Source organism: Amycolatopsis sp. lyj-346, assembly GCF_046548975.1.
Classification (GTDB): domain Bacteria; phylum Actinomycetota; class Actinomycetes; order Mycobacteriales; family Pseudonocardiaceae; genus Amycolatopsis.
Map to the genome: position 1 here is coordinate 103755 of NZ_JAJPWT010000021.1, position 14333 is coordinate 118087.

The following is a 14333-nucleotide window of genomic DNA, read 5'->3' on the forward strand; positions in this document are numbered from 1 at the left end:
GAAACGGCCTTCGTGCTGGTCAGAGACTGTAGGTCAAGGTCAAGCGGTGGTCTTCGCCGTCGATCTCGATGTCCGCTTTCCCGGTGATACCGGTCAGCTCGCCCGCCCCGGAACCGGGGAGGATCGTCACCGTCATGCCGGACTCCTCGTCGGCGGTGTGGTGCAGGACGAAGCTGCCCTTCCGGCCGTCGACCGCGACCTCGAGCCGCTCAAAACCGACGTACGCGCGCGAAGTCGCGTTGTTCGCCGTCAGGAGCTCGACCTTGCTGGTCCCCTCGACCGCCCCGGTGAACGTCTTGGCGATCGCCACCCGGGCGAGCTCGTTACCGGCGAACTCGTCGGTCGCCTGGGGCTCCCACTTGTCGACGGTGAACGACGCGGTGGCGGTGCTGGTCATGGTGTTCCCTTCCTCGATGTGGACACCAGCCTCCCAGCCATACCTGACAGCATGCGTCAGGTTTTTGGTCGTCCGAGGTAAAGGCACCTAGCGCGTGCTGGCGACCCCTGCCCGGCCACTGCCCGCCCCGATCTGTGTCCTGCGCCACACCTCACCCCGGCTCGGCGCGCGTAACGCGCCGTACGCGCTGGTAACGCCCTTCGCATCCCCGTGTCGGGTTAGGGTCACCAGGTGACCGACCGCCTAGTCTGGATCGACTGCGAAATGACGGGGCTCGACCTCGGCAAGGAAGCGTTGATCGAAATCGCCGCCCTCGTCACCGACGCAGAACTGAACGTGCTCGGCGAAGGAATCGACATCGTCATCCACGCCGACGAGGAAAAACTCGCCGGGATGCCCGAAGTCGTCCGCGAGATGCACGCCCACTCCGGCCTCACCGAAGAAGTCCGCCGCTCCACGGTGACCCTCGAAGAAGCCGAACGCCGCGTCCTCGACTACATCCGCGAGCACGTCCCCGAGTCCGGCACCGCTCCCCTCGCCGGCAACTCGATCGCCACCGACCGCGGCTTCATCGCCCGGGACATGCCCGCGCTCGACGCCCACCTGCACTACCGCATGGTCGACGTCTCCTCCGTCAAAGAGCTCGTCCGCCGCTGGTACCCGCGCATCTACTACGCCAAGCCCGAGAAAGGCCTCGCCCACCGCGCGCTCGCCGACATCCGCGAATCCATCGGCGAACTCGACTACTACCGGCGCGTCGCCTTCGTCCCCCAGCCCGGCCCCACCAGCGAAGAAGCCAAGGCCGCCGCCGCTGAAGTGCAGGAACAGCACCAGAGGTAACCCCCTGCAAACCCCGCGAGGACACCCGCTACGATTACTGCCATCGAGGTGATCCCCAGCGGATCCCCTCGGCGATGGTGGGCGTAGCTCAGCTGGTAGAGCACCTGGTTGTGGTCCAGGAGGTCGCGGGTTCGAAACCCGTCGCTCACCCCATCACCCCGGCATGGTCAGGGCCTTGCGGCCCTTCCCCTTGTCGGGGTTTCGCCTTTTTGTGGGGGTCGAACCCCCACGCCCCCGCCGGGGGCCAGCCCCCGGACCCCCATCCGTGTGCTTGCTTTGCGTTGCCGGGTGCGGGCGGGGCGGGGGGGTGGGTGCGGCTTGGGGGTTAGGCCGTTCGTTGGATGGGTCACGACTGGATGGCTCAGCGTGCATGGTGGTGGGCCTCGCTGCACCGTGGTTGGGTGGAACGTTCAAGTGCGAAGGTCAGGGGTCGGAAGAAGAAGCTGCGGTACGAGGACATCACCGTCGTCGACCAGTCGCTGCTCAAGCGGGCAGTGGGAGCCGCCGCGCTCGGCAATGCCATGGAGTGGTTCGACTTCGGGGTGTATGCCTACATCGCCGACACCATTGCCGAGGTGTTCTTCCCGGCCAGCGTGTCACCCGGGGTCCGGCTGATCGGGACCTTCGGGGCCTTCACCGCCGCCTTCCTGATGCGGCCGCTCGGCGGGCTGGTGTTCGGGCCGCTCGGGGACCGGATCGGGCGGCAGAAGGTGCTCGCCGTCACCATGATCATGATGGCCATCGGGACGCTCTGCATCGGACTGATCCCGTCCTACGCCACCATCGGGGTCTGGTCGCCCATCCTGCTCGTGCTCGCGCGGATGGTACAGGGGTTCTCCACCGGGGGCGAGTACGGCGGCGCCACCACCTTCATCGCCGAGTACTCCCCCGACAAACGGCGCGGGTTCATGGGGTCCTGGCTCGAATTCGGGACACTGTCGGGGTACGTGCTGGGCGCGTCCGTCGTCACCGGGATGAAGGCCTGGGTGCCGCACGAGACCTTGCTCGACTGGGGGTGGCGCGTTCCGTTCCTGGTCGCCGGACCGCTGGGGATCATCGGGCTCTACATGCGGCTGAAGCTGGAGGAAACGCCGGCGTTCCAGAAGCACGCCGAGGAGGCCGAGAAGCGCGGGCGGACCGGCGAGCCGTTCTGGAAGATGTTCACCGAGTACTGGCCCGCGCTGCTCGTGTGCGTCGGACTGGTGCTCGTCTTCAACGTCACCGACTACATGCTGCTGTCGTACATGCCGACGTACCTGTCCGAGCAGCTGCACCTCGACGCCACCCACGGGCTGCTGCTGATCATCGTCGTCATGGTCGTGATGATGCTCATCATCATGGTCGGCGGGCGGATCACCGACCACGTCGGCCGCAAGCCGGTGATGCTGGCCGGCTGCATCGGGTTCCTCGTGCTGTCCTGGCCGCTGATGCTGCTGGTGCACGACGGCGGGCTCGTCCTCACCTTCCTCGGGCTGATGGGGCTCGGCCTGCTGCTGCTCTGCTTCGAGGTGTCGATGCCCGCGGCGCTGCCCGCGCTGTTCCCGACGGCGATCCGGTACGGCGCCCTGTCCATCGCGTTCAACATCTCGGTGTCGCTCTTCGGCGGCACGACCCCGCTGGTGATGCAGTTCCTGGTCTCGTCCACCGGCCACGACTTCTGGCCGGCCTGGTACCTGATGGCGGCGGGCGCGATCGGCGCCGTCGCGGTGTACTTCAGCCGCGAGACGGCGAACAAGCCGCTGTGGGGCTCCGGGCCCGCGGTGTCGACCGAGGCCGAGGCGCGGGAGCTGGTTCGCGGCTCGGGCTAGTTCGCCGCCGCCCGCCACTCGTCCCAGGACAGCTGCCAGACGCTCCAGCCGTCGGTCGGCTCGAGCTTCGGGCCGCCGCTGTTCTGCACCGTGACGACGTCACCCTTCTTGGACGTGTCCATCAGCCACTTCGTGTTCTCGGTGGACAGGTTCAAGCAGCCGTGACTGACGTTGCTGTGGCCCTGCTGCCGCACCGACCACGGCGCCGAGTGGTAGAAGATGCCGCTGTAGGACAGGCGGACCGCGTACTGGACGAAGGTGCTGTAGCCGCCAGGCGCGTCTTCGGGCACGCCGTAGGTGGCGGAGTTCATCGTGTAGCCGGTGTGCTCGCTCATGACGGTGTAGGTGCCCTGCGGCGTGTTGTGGCCGGGCTTGCCCATGGAGGTCGGCATGGTCTTGACCTCCTTGTCGTTGATCGTCACCGTCATCTGGTGGGTCCCGCCGTCGGCGACGGCGACCAGCTTGTCGCCGACGGTGGCACTGGCGCTCTTGTCCTCCCGGCCGTAGCTGCCGTTGCCGAGCGGCTTGCCGTAGACGGCGGCGTCGACCTTGATCTTGGTGCCGCTCTTCCAGTAGTCCTTCGGCCGCCAGGTGACCTGCTTGTCGCCGAACCAGCGGAAGGCGCCCTCGGTGGCCGGCTCCGCGGTGACCTTCAGCGCCTTCTCGGCCGCGGCCTTGTCCGTGACGTTGCCGGTGAAGGTGAAGATCAGCGGCAGCCCGACCCCGACGGTCTCGCCCTCGCCGAGGTTGACGGAGACGCCGAGCTGCCGGGCGGGCTTGACGGTGCTGAAGGTCGACTCCGCCGTGACCGGCTTGCCGTCGGTGCCGGTGGCGGTCGCGGTCAGCTTGTAGGTCTTGTTGTAGCCGAGCGGCTCGGCGGAGTCCCACCCGGAGCCGTCGGCCCGCGGCTTGCCGGCAACGACCTTCCCATCGGCACCGGCGAGCTTGACCTCCCCGACCTTCCCGTCCACGACGGCGACACTCACCGGCTCCCCAGGCGCGACGTCCTTGGCATCCTTGCCGGGCGTCAGGCTGAGCACGGCGGCCTTCGGCGCAGGCTTCGGCGCACTGCTGCTCGCGGAAGCGGTCTCCCGCGGAGATTCACCCGAAGGGCTACTGCTGCACCCGGCCAAGGAGAGCCCGATCACCCCGGCGGCCACCAACAGCCGCACCCTCATACCCCGCATGCCCACCCGCCTGTTTCGCCGTCGATGTCCGGCTCCAGTGTGCCCGACCAGCCGGGACACCGGGGCGACAATGCCGGAACCGGGTTGGGGGGACCCCCCTGAGACGACCCTCCGAGCGGGGTGCTAATCTTTTCCACGTCGCCGAGGGAAGCCTCCGGCAGACACCAGCGCCATTAGCTCAATTGGCAGAGCAGCTGGCTCTTAACCAGCGGGTTCGGGGTTCGAGTCCCTGATGGCGCACAGTCGGAAAGCAAAGCCCACCAACAGATTTCCCTGAATTTCAGGGTCGCCGTTGGTGGGCTTTGCTCGTATGTGCAGCCCGGGTGCAGCCGACGTGTCGCCCCGGTTCAGTGACTTGGCGTCACCAGCCGTGCCCGCGATGACCCGCTCCGCTGCCGGGGCACCGCCACCTTGTGGATCTTAGCTCCGCGCTGGTACCCCGCGCGCCGGACCAGCGCCGCCGTCGCGTCCGCCGCCTGCTGCGCCAGGCAGGGCAGGACACTGGTGTAGGTGTCCGCAGTCAGCACGATGCTGGAATGCCCGAGCAGGGCCTGCACTACCCGCAGCTCGTTGCCCGCCGCGAGCGACAGGGTCGCCGCGCCGTGTCGCAGGTCGTGGAACCGGATCGACGGCAAACCGGCCTCGTCCACCAGGGCCCGGAAGGTGCGGGAGACGTAGCTCGGGCTCCACGACCGGCCACCGTCATGGGAGAACACCCAATCACCGGCCGGGTCCTCGCGGGCGAGCCGGCGCAGCAGGGCAGTCGTCCCCCGATCCAACGCGACGGTCCGGCAGCTGGCGTCGGTCTTCGGTAGGCACACACCGCGGCCATCACGTTCGACCAGCTGCCGCACCACCGACAGCGTACGGTTCGCCAGGTCGACATCGCACCAGCGCAGACCGACCGCCTCCCCGCGGCGCAACCCAAGCAGCGCTGCCACGTGATAGAGCGGGTACAGCTGGTGATCGCGGACCTGCTCGAGGAACGTCGCGGTCTGCTCGGCCGTCCACACCGCGACAGCAGGACGTTCCCCGGTCCGGCGCCACAGCTCGACCCGGGCCTCGGTCCACACCACCGCCCGAGGCCGACGCGCCGAGGGCAATTCCACCCACCGCGCCGGATTGTGCGTGATCAATCCACGCCGGATCGCACCATTGAGCGCGGCCCGCAGCACCTCACGAATCCGCTGCACCGTCGTCGGCGACAACGGCCGCGACCGCATCGCGTTCGCTCGCAACAGGGCCGTGAACGCCGCCTGCACCTTCCCGATCGACAGCTCCGACACCGCGAGCCCACCCAACCGCGGCTGCAGATAGTCACGGATCAGCTGCTCATACAGCTGACGTGTCGACGGCCGGAGGGCGTTCCTCGTCGCCAACCACACATCCAGCCACTGACCCACCGTCACCAGGGCCCGCCCGGGATCCACATCGTCACCCAGCCAGAACCCCCGCGCCCGTTCCGCCGCAGCACGCGACGCAAATCCGCCGCGCTGCACCCGCCGACGACCACCGTCCCGGCCGGCCGCCAGCTCGACCACGAAATACCACCGTCCGTGACCACGCTCTACCAGCCGCGGACAATGTAACCCCCACCGGCGACCATCGTCTGGATTGACGCAACCACACCGCTTGAACACCCGCCCACCGGATCGCTTCGCCATGATTCCTCCGTCCACAGAGCACACCAACGCATCAACGATGCGCGCGTCACGAGGAACTCTCCAGCCCTGGACAACACGACGACCCGCGCGACACGATCCAGCACCGGAGAACCCGAGAGGTCCGAGACAGCACGAACGAGGCGGAACCCGATACCGTGCGACAAGCCGACCGACCCACACACCGACTTGCGTGCGAGTTGCTGCCGACCTACCCGCGCGGATCGACAGTCACCAACTCGCCAACGACATAGCCGCAGGGCATGCAGCGCTCTCCGGCCGACACGCGTAGCGAGGTCGGCCACGGACCTCGTAGACCCGGCGGGTGCTCTCATCTCCACTAGGTGCTGTCGATGACAAGGTCGGCGTCGGCAGGCAGGTCGACGCTGCCATCGAAGTAGGCCCGGCTCAGCACAGTCGCGCCGCGTTAGGGCCTGTATCGAGGTCGGCGACCCCAGCTCGGCATCAGACCACAGCTTGTACTCACAGAGTGAGAACGTGATTACTTAGGTCGATGCAACGGCAGTCGCCAGGTCCCATAGAGTGAACGTGTTGCATCGACGCCGACTGGCCGCTGGGGGACCATTGGCTAACCAACGAGGACCGATCGGTGGCGCGGCTGCCGAGACAGGCGGCCGGCACCGCGCAGGAGCGGCTGCGATCGCGCTCGTCCACGGTCTGTGCCGGACTCCGTTGCCGGAACTGTTCCCTCACGCAGGCGCCGCCGATGGTGACGCAATCCCCTTTCGTGTCCACATGGAGGTCGATCACTCGGTCGATGACCTCCTGATCGTCAGCGAGACGGGGCGCAACAGCTACGTCCAAGCCAAGGCCGACCGCAACATAAGACGGGTCTTGCTCGACACCCTCAAGCAGTGGGTCAACGCGGTGGCCGACGATGACACGCAAGACGACGCGCTCGTCCTGTGCACCGCGTACTCATCGACTGTTGTCGACCGCCTGAGTGATGCCTTGACGCGATTGCGTGACCCCTATGCGCAGTCTCTTAGTTCGAACGAGCAGGCAGCCGTCGACGGATTGAGAACCGACATCCTCGCCCTGAAACCAGAAGCCGGCAAGACAGGGACACCCGACGAACTTCTGCGGCGTGCCGTGATCTGGCATGCCGATTGTGCGAGCAGCACTTCACCAGCCGTCACGGCCGCGTGCACGATGCTCAGTTCAATACTCGGAGGCTACGACAAGGGCAGCGCAGCGTTCTCCCTGCTGCGGGAAGAGATCTCGAGACTGGCGCAGGCGAGATCTGGACTCGATGTCGACCAAGCCCGCACCCTTCTCATCAAGGCGGGTCTGGTGCCGGCCAGGTCGATCTCGATTTCGACCCGGTCAGCGCTCGTCAAGTACCGCGCGGCGATGCGTGACCGGGCCCGTGAGCTGGCAATTCCAGGACTGCCGCTTGACATTCGGCCACTACCGGTACCCCGGCTGTTGGAGAACCTCCGTGTTCGTTGTCCTGGATTCGTCGACAGCAGGTACCCGTCGGCGGGCGCCTACCAGGTGGTCCCGCTGACCGTCCTGGTTCGGCGGGTGCCACGGATCGTCCTGCTGGGCGGCCCGGGAATCGGCAAGACGACCGCGTTGGTTCATCTTGCCGCAGCCACGGCGGACCAAGCCGCCGCACCGATGCCGGTCATGGTGCGGTTGGGAAAATTGGTGGATCGGTTCAAGAATGAGCGGGAGGTGGAGATCGGCGACCAAGTCCTGGTCGAGGCAATGGATGTGCCCACACTAGACGCTGCAGCAGCAGACCTGGTCAGAAGCGAAGCCCTGGCAAGAATCCGTGCTGGACACGCGCTGGTGATATTGGACGCGCTCGATGAGGCCGGCGACATCCGGCGGGACTTGGCGCGAGCGCTCAAGTCGTGGCTCGACACCGCCCACGATGATTTGCGCGCGATCGTGTCGAGCCGGGACACCGCGTACTCCAGTGCCGCCATCCTCGGTCTCACCGAAGTCGAACTCTGCCCGCCGTACGACCTTGACAGCACCGTGCGACGAGTGGTGGAGCACGCCGCAGACTGGTCCGGGCGCCCAGACCCGGATGATGACATCGCCAGATGGCTGGCGAAGCGCCTGCTCTGGCTGCGCACGGCCGTCAGTGAGCACTGGGAGATGATGGACATCCCGCTGTACGCGATGAACATCGCCGCCTTGGCCGCTGCGTCCAGGTTCTCCGACCTGCCGCCCAACAACGCACTCGCGCTCAAATCCGTCGTGGAGTCGGTGTGGCTGCGATGGGAGGCCGGAATACGCAGTCAAGGTGCCGATCCACTGCCTGGGCTACCGGATCGGCACTCGTCCGCAGAAGCGTTCAACTCCACATTCTCGCTGATCACCGAACAACTGGAAGACAACGGCAGGAACGTCGACTCGCTCGTCGCGACGATCGCCGAGCATCTCGAGGCCGACTACGGCTCGCCGCGGGGTCTCGCCCGAACCAGTGCCCGGAAACTGCTGGCGATGTGGGACGACGCGGGCCTATTGGTGGCACACGGCCCGGACGCCATCGTGACAACTCGAACCAGGTTACTCAACGAACTCGGCCGCGCGATCCGCATATCGACGATGGCGCAGCAGGAGAAAGAAACGCGGATTCGCAAGCTGCTCGATGACTCGGAACAACGAGAAACCGTACTGTTCGTAGTGGCATTCGATCGCAGCATCCGGAGCCTGGTTGTGCGGCTGACTGTAGAGGAAAAGGACATTCCGGCCGCATTGGTACTGGGGACGGCGTACCGGAGACACCCCTCCGGCTTCGCTGACTACCTACGCGAAACGATCGACGCCCTCATCGCGGGTCTTCTCGACAAACATTATCCGCAGTTCGTCTCCATAGCATTCCTGCTCGCTCATCTGCCGGTTCCAGCAGCGCTGCGGGACGAGGTTCGATCGGCAGCACAGCGGAGTCTGCCACCCGTTTGGTACTCCGTCTTCGAAGCGATCGCGGCCTACGACTGGCCGGTAAGAGAAGCGAATCCCGACCAATTGACGCTCGACCTGCCCGACATCCCGCCTCCCCGGCCGGCCGTGGATCCCGGCGACTTCCCATGGCGGCTGTCGGCGTTCCGCACAGTGTTGACGCTCACTCGACCGCCTGAGCCAGACGTGAACCTTACTGACTTGGAATGGAAGATCGAGCCAGGTTACGCCTTACTGAAGGCGGCCGAGGAAATGATGTCCATCGACCCTGACGCTGTGACTCAAGCTCGCGTGTCGCCCCTGGTTCTGGACCAGCACACGGCGTTGCACGTCGACATGTTGGCCGCCCGATCCGCTGACGTCCCCTACGGCTCGGCCGCGGCTCAGCCGCCGATGACCGGCGCTGCCGTCCTGCGCCAGGACATGATGGCCTTGGCCAGGCTGATTACCAAGCTCTCCGAGTCATCCACGATGGACGCCGAACATGGTGACTGGTCGCTCGACGTTGTCATCGAGGTCTTGCGGGTAGCAGACCTTCACCAGTTCCGACCAGGCGTGATCGACGACATCGTCACCCAAGGACAGGACACTCTCGTCAGACTGCTCAACGACATTGCTGTGTTCCTGGGGTTCACACCGCAGGATCTGGCCGGGTCGGCAGGGTCGTGCGCCGAACTCCTGCTCCAGGACCTCGACGACGAAACTGTCATCGATTACCAGTGGAGCGCCATCTTGTACGGCGGCGGACCCGAATGGATCGATTCCGATCTCCCTTACCAGATCGACACAACCGAGGACAACGAAGGACGGCGCCAACGCGCACTCGACGACATCGTCACCGTGGCGCTGTCCGACGACCCGATCGCGCTCTACGCGGCGGCCATCCTGCTCGAGCGACTGGCCAGCGGCAGCCCCTCGATGGTCGCCAATACGCTTTTGCCTCGACTGACCCGTCTCGAGTCTCGAGAGTTCACCAAAGCATCGGCCACGCTGTCTGCTCTCGTCTGCGAGCTCGCCCCCGACGCGATCACCCAGCTGCAGCACTCCCGCAACCCCGCTATCCGATGGGGAGTGCTCAACATCATCACCCACCGCGTAGCGTGCGAAGGAGACGCAGAAGCGCGCGACCTACTCGAGTCGATGGCAAGCGACCCTGACCTAGCTGTCCGCTTCGCGGTGGACGATCACCTCGTCAGGCACGACGCCGAGTTCCTCAACGATATCGAGGAACTGATCCGCGCGAAGCTGACCGAACCTGCGTCTTACTGGTCCTGTATCGAATGCGGCGCGACGGACCAGCTCATAGAATCACCGAAGTGCCAAGACTGCGGCGACGAAACACAACCCACCCTCGTAGGCGACGCAATGGATCCTCCTGAACCCGGATTGACTGATTGAATCGGTTTGATCCATCATGCCGCTTGGGATGGGCGTGAAGGGCCGCCGGTCCCGTGCGAGTCGCCCCTTATTCTGCTTGAGTCGACAAGCGGACTCAGTCAACCAGTCACGTCGACTGTCGGCTGAGGCTGCTGATGCTTGTACCGTGCCAAAGTCGATGCGTAGGCCGTGACCAGGTGTTTTGCCGGGTCAGCTGAGGCAGCTCGCCGGTACTCGTTGATCACGCCGCCGAGGATCGTTCGGCGTGTGATTGGAGCGTCCAGCGGGCTAACGCCCGCTCGTGGGGTCGCTTTCTCGACAACAGGAGGCGACGATGGCACGACGTGATCCCGATTCCACGGTGCAAGCAGGATGTCATTGTAAGGCGCACATGAACGAGCCCGTTGCCCCGGACCGAGCCGGCGAGTCCGAGGAAGTGGGGGAGGAGGAGGGCCTGCGCCGGATGCTCCCCAGAACGCCGGTGCCGAGTCCGGCGCTGAGGCTGCTGGTAAGACTGAGCGGGGTTCGAGCACCTACGCGACCGGCGGCGGATGTCAACGCTTCGTGAACTTTGACCCCGGGTGGTCTCCGGAAAATTGACCCCCCTCCGAGGTGTTGTCGTCTAGTTCTGGTCGGTGTTCTGCTGCTGGTCGCGCAACAGGTTGCGGCGTTGGCGGGTGCGATAGGAGTCGCCGGTGAGGGTGAGCACCTCGGCGTGGTGGACCAGGCGGTCGATCATGGCCGCGGCGACGACGTCGTCGGAGAAGGTCTCTCCCCAGCGCCCGAACGGCAGGTTCGAGGTCACCATCACCGAGCCCTGCTCATAGCGGGAGGCGATGAGCTGGAAGAACAGGTTCGCCGCGTCCTGGTCGAACGGGATGTAGCCGACCTCGTCGATGATGATCAGCTTGTAGCGGCGGATCTTCTTCAGCTCAGCCTCGAGCCGGTTGCTGTGGTGGGCGGCGGTGAGCCGGGCGATCCAGTTGCTGGCCGTGTCGAACAGCACCGAGTGCCCGGCCTGGGTGGCCCTGACCCCGAGCCCGATCGCCAGGTGGGTTTTGCCGATCCCGGGCGGGCCGAGCAGGATCACGTTCTCAGCCTTCGCGACGAACGTGCTGGTCGACAAGTGCGCCAGGACATCGCGGCGCAGCGAAGGCAGATGGTCGAGGTTGAAGTCCTCCAGGGTCTTGACCGCCGGGAAGTGGGCGGTGCGGATCCGCATCACAGTGCCTTTGGACTCGCGGTCGGCGACCTGGCGCTGCAACAGCGCGGCGAGGTATTCCTCATGCGACCAGTTCTCATCCCGGGCCTGACCGGCCAGCTGCTCCCAGAACGCCCCGATCGTCGGGGTCTTGAGCACCCGGGTGAGATAAGCGATCTGGGACGGCAGCCCATCCTTCGGCGCTGCGGCCGAAGGTTTGGGATTGGCGGTTGTGCTCATGTGTTGCTCGCTTTCGTTGGCGGTGCAGTGAAATCGACGCCGAAGAGCGCGTCGTAGTCCGGCAAGGCCCGCATCGCGACGACGTGTCCGTCGGCGTGACGGCGGGTCTCGCCGGAGACCTCGCGGCGCAGGCCTTCGGCCGCGACGTTCTTCCGCAGCAAGGCTGCGGCGGCTTGATGAGCCGGGTCGGTGACCACGACCTGCTTGGCCCAGCTGCGGTCGTGCCGGGCGATGAGCTGACCGTCGCAGGACACCCTCACCTCGCCCAGCGAGGCGGTGACATCAACGAACCGGCCGATCATCCGCGGGTCGACGGAGTAGTCGACGGCGTCGACGCGCACGTAGTAGTCCCGCCCGAGCCGGACCCGCTGGTTCAGCCCGATCGGCGGGGCGACCGGCGGCAACGGCAGCATCGCCTGGTAATCGGTCTCCAACAGCTCCACCGGGCGGCCCTGGATCGACCGGACGGTCCGGTTGTTCACCCGGGCCAGCCAGCCATCAAGCTGGGTGTTGAAGTCGGCCGGGCTGGTGAAGACCCGTCCGGGCAGGAACGAGGTCTCCAGGAACTGGTTGTTCCGCTCGACCATGCCCTTGAACTCCGGGTCCCGCGGCGGCGCGAGCACGATCTTCGCCGCCAGGGTGCCGGCGAACGCCGCGGCCGGGACGCTGACCCGCCCGGTTCCGCCGATCGCGGACTCCCGGTCCCAGACCAGCTGCTTGGTGACCCGGCCGATCCCGTTGATCAGCTGCCACATCCCCGACAGGATGTCCCCGGCCTGCCGCGACGGGATCATCGTCGCGGTCAGGAACCGCGAGAAGCACAGTGTCATCACCAGCACCGGCAGCACCCTTTCCTGGCCCGCGGCGACCGGGATCCGTGGCTCGGGGAACCACAGGTCGCACTGGGCGATCTGGCCGGGCTCGTAGACGACCCGGTCGACCGGATCGATCCCGGCATACTCCGGCCGCAACGCGGCCAGCTTCTTCTTCAGCGGCGACATCGAGTACGGCCAGCCGATCTTCTGCGCGATCACCGGGCCCGGCATCCGCGGCCACTCCACCAGCAGCGCCCGGATCTGCGGCTCGAACGCATCCGCCACCGACCCTCGCGACGCCCGCTGATACGACGGCGGCCCGTCCGATCTCAACGCCGCCCGGACCGTGTTCCGCGCGATCCCCAACCGCCGGACAATCTCCTTGATCGGCACGCCCTCAGCCCGATGCAACCGGCGGATCTCCGCCCAGTCCTCCACGTTCAACACCCTCCTACCTCAGAGGGGGTCAACTTTCGGAAGACTCCTGGGGGTCAGTTTTCACGAGTCAGCGGCAGCGGAGGGGTTTCGTTCGCGCATTGCGTCGCGACGATCTACCTGGCCAGCATGTTGACCGGGAACCGGCGGCCCGAATCCTCCGAGCTGCCGGCGCGAAGGGTGTCGTTTCAGACCGGTCCTGCGCATCCAGTCGATGACCTTCTTGTCGAGTGCGGCGACGAGGCAGCCGAAGTAACGCTCGCCATGGCCTGTCGGGCAACGCCTAACTTCGTCCAGAGCATTGAGGAGACGGCGAAGCTCGTCGGGTCGCTGCTCTCCGAGGTCGAGCGGTTCGACTCTGATTCACATCAGGTGGTCGTCGCGGCCGCGGGTTGGTCCAATTAATCAGCGGGAGCAACTGGTTACGGTATGCGTCATCGCCGGCGCCCATAGTGACCAGGAATTGTTCCAGGCGTCGATGGCCGTAGATCGCCGCTGGTCCAAGCCGGTGCATGCGCGACTTAGACCACATCTCATTTGGGGTTGAGGTGGGTGAGAAGATCCAGCTTGACGGCTCGGCGGTAGCAGGTCACTGCGCAGGCCAGCTGAGTGAAACCCAGGAGTGGGCGGCCTTGCGCTCATAGCGGCGTGCCAGCCGCCGGAACCGGGAAACCCACTCCAAGGTCCGTTCGATGACGTACCGATGACGTCCCAGCCGTTTGGCCGACTCGATACCCCGGCGGGCGATCCGGGCAACGATGCCCCGCCGGCGCAACACCGTCCGGCAGGCCGGGTAGTCGTAGCCCTTGTCAGCGTGCAGCTTGCGCGGCCGGCGCCGTGGCCGTCCGACCGGCCCGGTGACCGGTGCGACCGCATCGACCACCGCCTCGAACGTCAGGTGGTCGTTGCGGTTGGCCGCGGAGATGACCACCGACAGCGGGATGCCACCGCGATCGCTCATTGCGTGAATCTTCGAGCCCGGCTTGCCCCGGTCGACCGGGCTGGGGCCAGTCAGGTCCCCCCTTTTACCGCCCTGACCCTGCATGGCGTCCACCGACGCTCGTGACCAGTCGACCGCTCCGGCAGAACCGAGCAGATCCAGCATCATCTGGTGCAGCCGGGCGAACACCTCCGCCTCGACCCACTCGGTGAACCGGCGATGCGCGGTCGGGGCGCTGACCCCGAAAGAGGCGGGCAGCGCTGACCAGGCACAACCGGTTTGCAGTACGTAAAGAATCGCGGCCAGCACCGCGCGGTCGTCGAGCCGGCGCCGACCTCCGCCCTGGTGGCGTTGCGGTGCATCGGGCAACAGCGAACACGCCAGCAGCCACACCGGCTCCGGACACCACTTCTCCACATCCGTCATCGCAGATCAACAATATCGCCCGCCCGACAACCGCCCCAAACGAGATGCGGTCTAAGGGGTGATCGG

Annotated in this window: 10 protein-coding genes and 2 tRNA genes; 6 read left to right on the forward strand and 6 right to left on the reverse strand. The window is 66.2% G+C overall.

All coding sequences use genetic code 11. From position 1 onward, the window contains the following. Window positions 1-19 precede the first annotated feature (19 nt). Complete coding sequence (locus tag ACLJQE_RS40330; protein WP_410644939.1) at window positions 20-397, reverse strand: DUF3224 domain-containing protein; 378 nt, start codon at window positions 395-397, stop codon at window positions 20-22. A 231-nt stretch (window positions 398-628) separates the two neighbouring features. Here ACLJQE_RS40330 and orn point away from each other — a divergent pair, with 231 nt between their 5' ends. The 3 genes from orn to proP all read left to right on the forward strand — a co-directional run bounded on the left by orn (window position 629) and on the right by proP (window position 3045). Beyond that, window positions 629-1237 (forward strand): oligoribonuclease, encoded by a 609-nt coding sequence (orn, locus tag ACLJQE_RS40335; protein WP_410644941.1) that lies wholly within the window; start codon window positions 629-631, stop codon window positions 1235-1237. 77 nt (window positions 1238-1314) lie between these two features. Continuing rightward, window positions 1315-1390, forward strand: a tRNA-His gene (locus ACLJQE_RS40340). A 203-nt stretch (window positions 1391-1593) separates the two neighbouring features. After that, window positions 1594-3045 (forward strand): glycine betaine/L-proline transporter ProP, encoded by a 1452-nt coding sequence (gene proP / locus ACLJQE_RS40345; RefSeq protein WP_410644943.1) that lies wholly within the window; start codon window positions 1594-1596, stop codon window positions 3043-3045. Here proP and ACLJQE_RS40350 read toward each other — a convergent pair. Continuing rightward, window positions 3042-4223, reverse strand: coding sequence for an Ig-like domain-containing protein (locus ACLJQE_RS40350; RefSeq protein ID WP_410644945.1), 1182 nt, complete (start codon window positions 4221-4223; stop codon window positions 3042-3044). The two genes, proP and ACLJQE_RS40350, sit on opposite strands and share 4 nt — an antisense overlap. A 176-nt stretch (window positions 4224-4399) precedes the next feature. Here ACLJQE_RS40350 and ACLJQE_RS40355 point away from each other — a divergent pair. Continuing rightward, a tRNA-Lys gene (locus ACLJQE_RS40355) sits at window positions 4400-4472 on the forward strand. A gap of 107 nt (window positions 4473-4579) precedes the next feature. Here the strand turns inward: ACLJQE_RS40355 and ACLJQE_RS40360 are convergent. Next, window positions 4580-5773, reverse strand: coding sequence for a tyrosine-type recombinase/integrase (locus ACLJQE_RS40360; RefSeq protein WP_410644947.1), 1194 nt, complete (start codon window positions 5771-5773; stop codon window positions 4580-4582). Window positions 5774-6649: 876 nt separating this feature from the next. On the opposite strand from ACLJQE_RS40360, the gene ACLJQE_RS40365 reads away from it, so the two are divergent. Further along, window positions 6650-10231: a hypothetical protein gene (locus ACLJQE_RS40365; protein WP_410644949.1), complete on the forward strand. Its 3582-nt coding sequence runs from the start codon at window positions 6650-6652 to the stop codon at window positions 10229-10231. 601 nt (window positions 10232-10832) lie between these two features. Here ACLJQE_RS40365 and istB read toward each other — a convergent pair. Beyond that, the gene (gene istB, locus ACLJQE_RS40370) at window positions 10833-11651 is read right to left on the reverse strand and encodes an IS21-like element helper ATPase IstB (RefSeq protein WP_410644950.1); all 819 of its coding nucleotides are present in this window, start codon (window positions 11649-11651) and stop codon (window positions 10833-10835) included. Further along, entirely contained in the window at window positions 11648-12913 is a 1266-nt protein-coding gene (istA, locus tag ACLJQE_RS40375; RefSeq protein ID WP_410644952.1) for an IS21 family transposase, read from the reverse strand. The genes istB and istA overlap by 4 nt, the downstream gene beginning before the upstream one ends. Window positions 12914-13030: 117 nt before the next feature. On the opposite strand from istA, the gene ACLJQE_RS40380 reads away from it, so the two are divergent. Then, entirely contained in the window at window positions 13031-13306 is a 276-nt protein-coding gene (locus ACLJQE_RS40380; protein ID WP_410644954.1) for a hypothetical protein, read from the forward strand. Between the two features lie 128 nt (window positions 13307-13434). Here the strand turns inward: ACLJQE_RS40380 and ACLJQE_RS40385 are convergent. Beyond that, window positions 13435-14267 (reverse strand): IS5 family transposase gene (locus ACLJQE_RS40385; protein ID WP_410644956.1). Its coding sequence is split into 2 segments (ribosomal slippage): window positions 13435-13526 and window positions 13526-14267, totalling 834 coding nucleotides; the frame shifts between segments, so codons are not numbered across the junction. Window positions 14268-14333 lie beyond the last annotated feature (66 nt).

Coding starts and splice junctions, on each gene's coding strand:
- ACLJQE_RS40330 (WP_410644939.1), bottom strand. CDS start 397: ATGACCAGCACCGCCACCGCGTCGTTCACCGTCGACAAGTGGGAGCCC.
- proP (WP_410644943.1), top strand. CDS start 1,594: ATGGCTCAGCGTGCATGGTGGTGGGCCTCGCTGCACCGTGGTTGGGTG.
- ACLJQE_RS40350 (WP_410644945.1), bottom strand. CDS start 4,223: ATGAGGGTGCGGCTGTTGGTGGCCGCCGGGGTGATCGGGCTCTCCTTG.
- ACLJQE_RS40365 (WP_410644949.1), top strand. CDS start 6,650: ATGGAGGTCGATCACTCGGTCGATGACCTCCTGATCGTCAGCGAGACG.
- istB (WP_410644950.1), bottom strand. CDS start 11,651: ATGAGCACAACCGCCAATCCCAAACCTTCGGCCGCAGCGCCGAAGGAT.
- ACLJQE_RS40380 (WP_410644954.1), top strand. CDS start 13,031: ATGTTGACCGGGAACCGGCGGCCCGAATCCTCCGAGCTGCCGGCGCGA.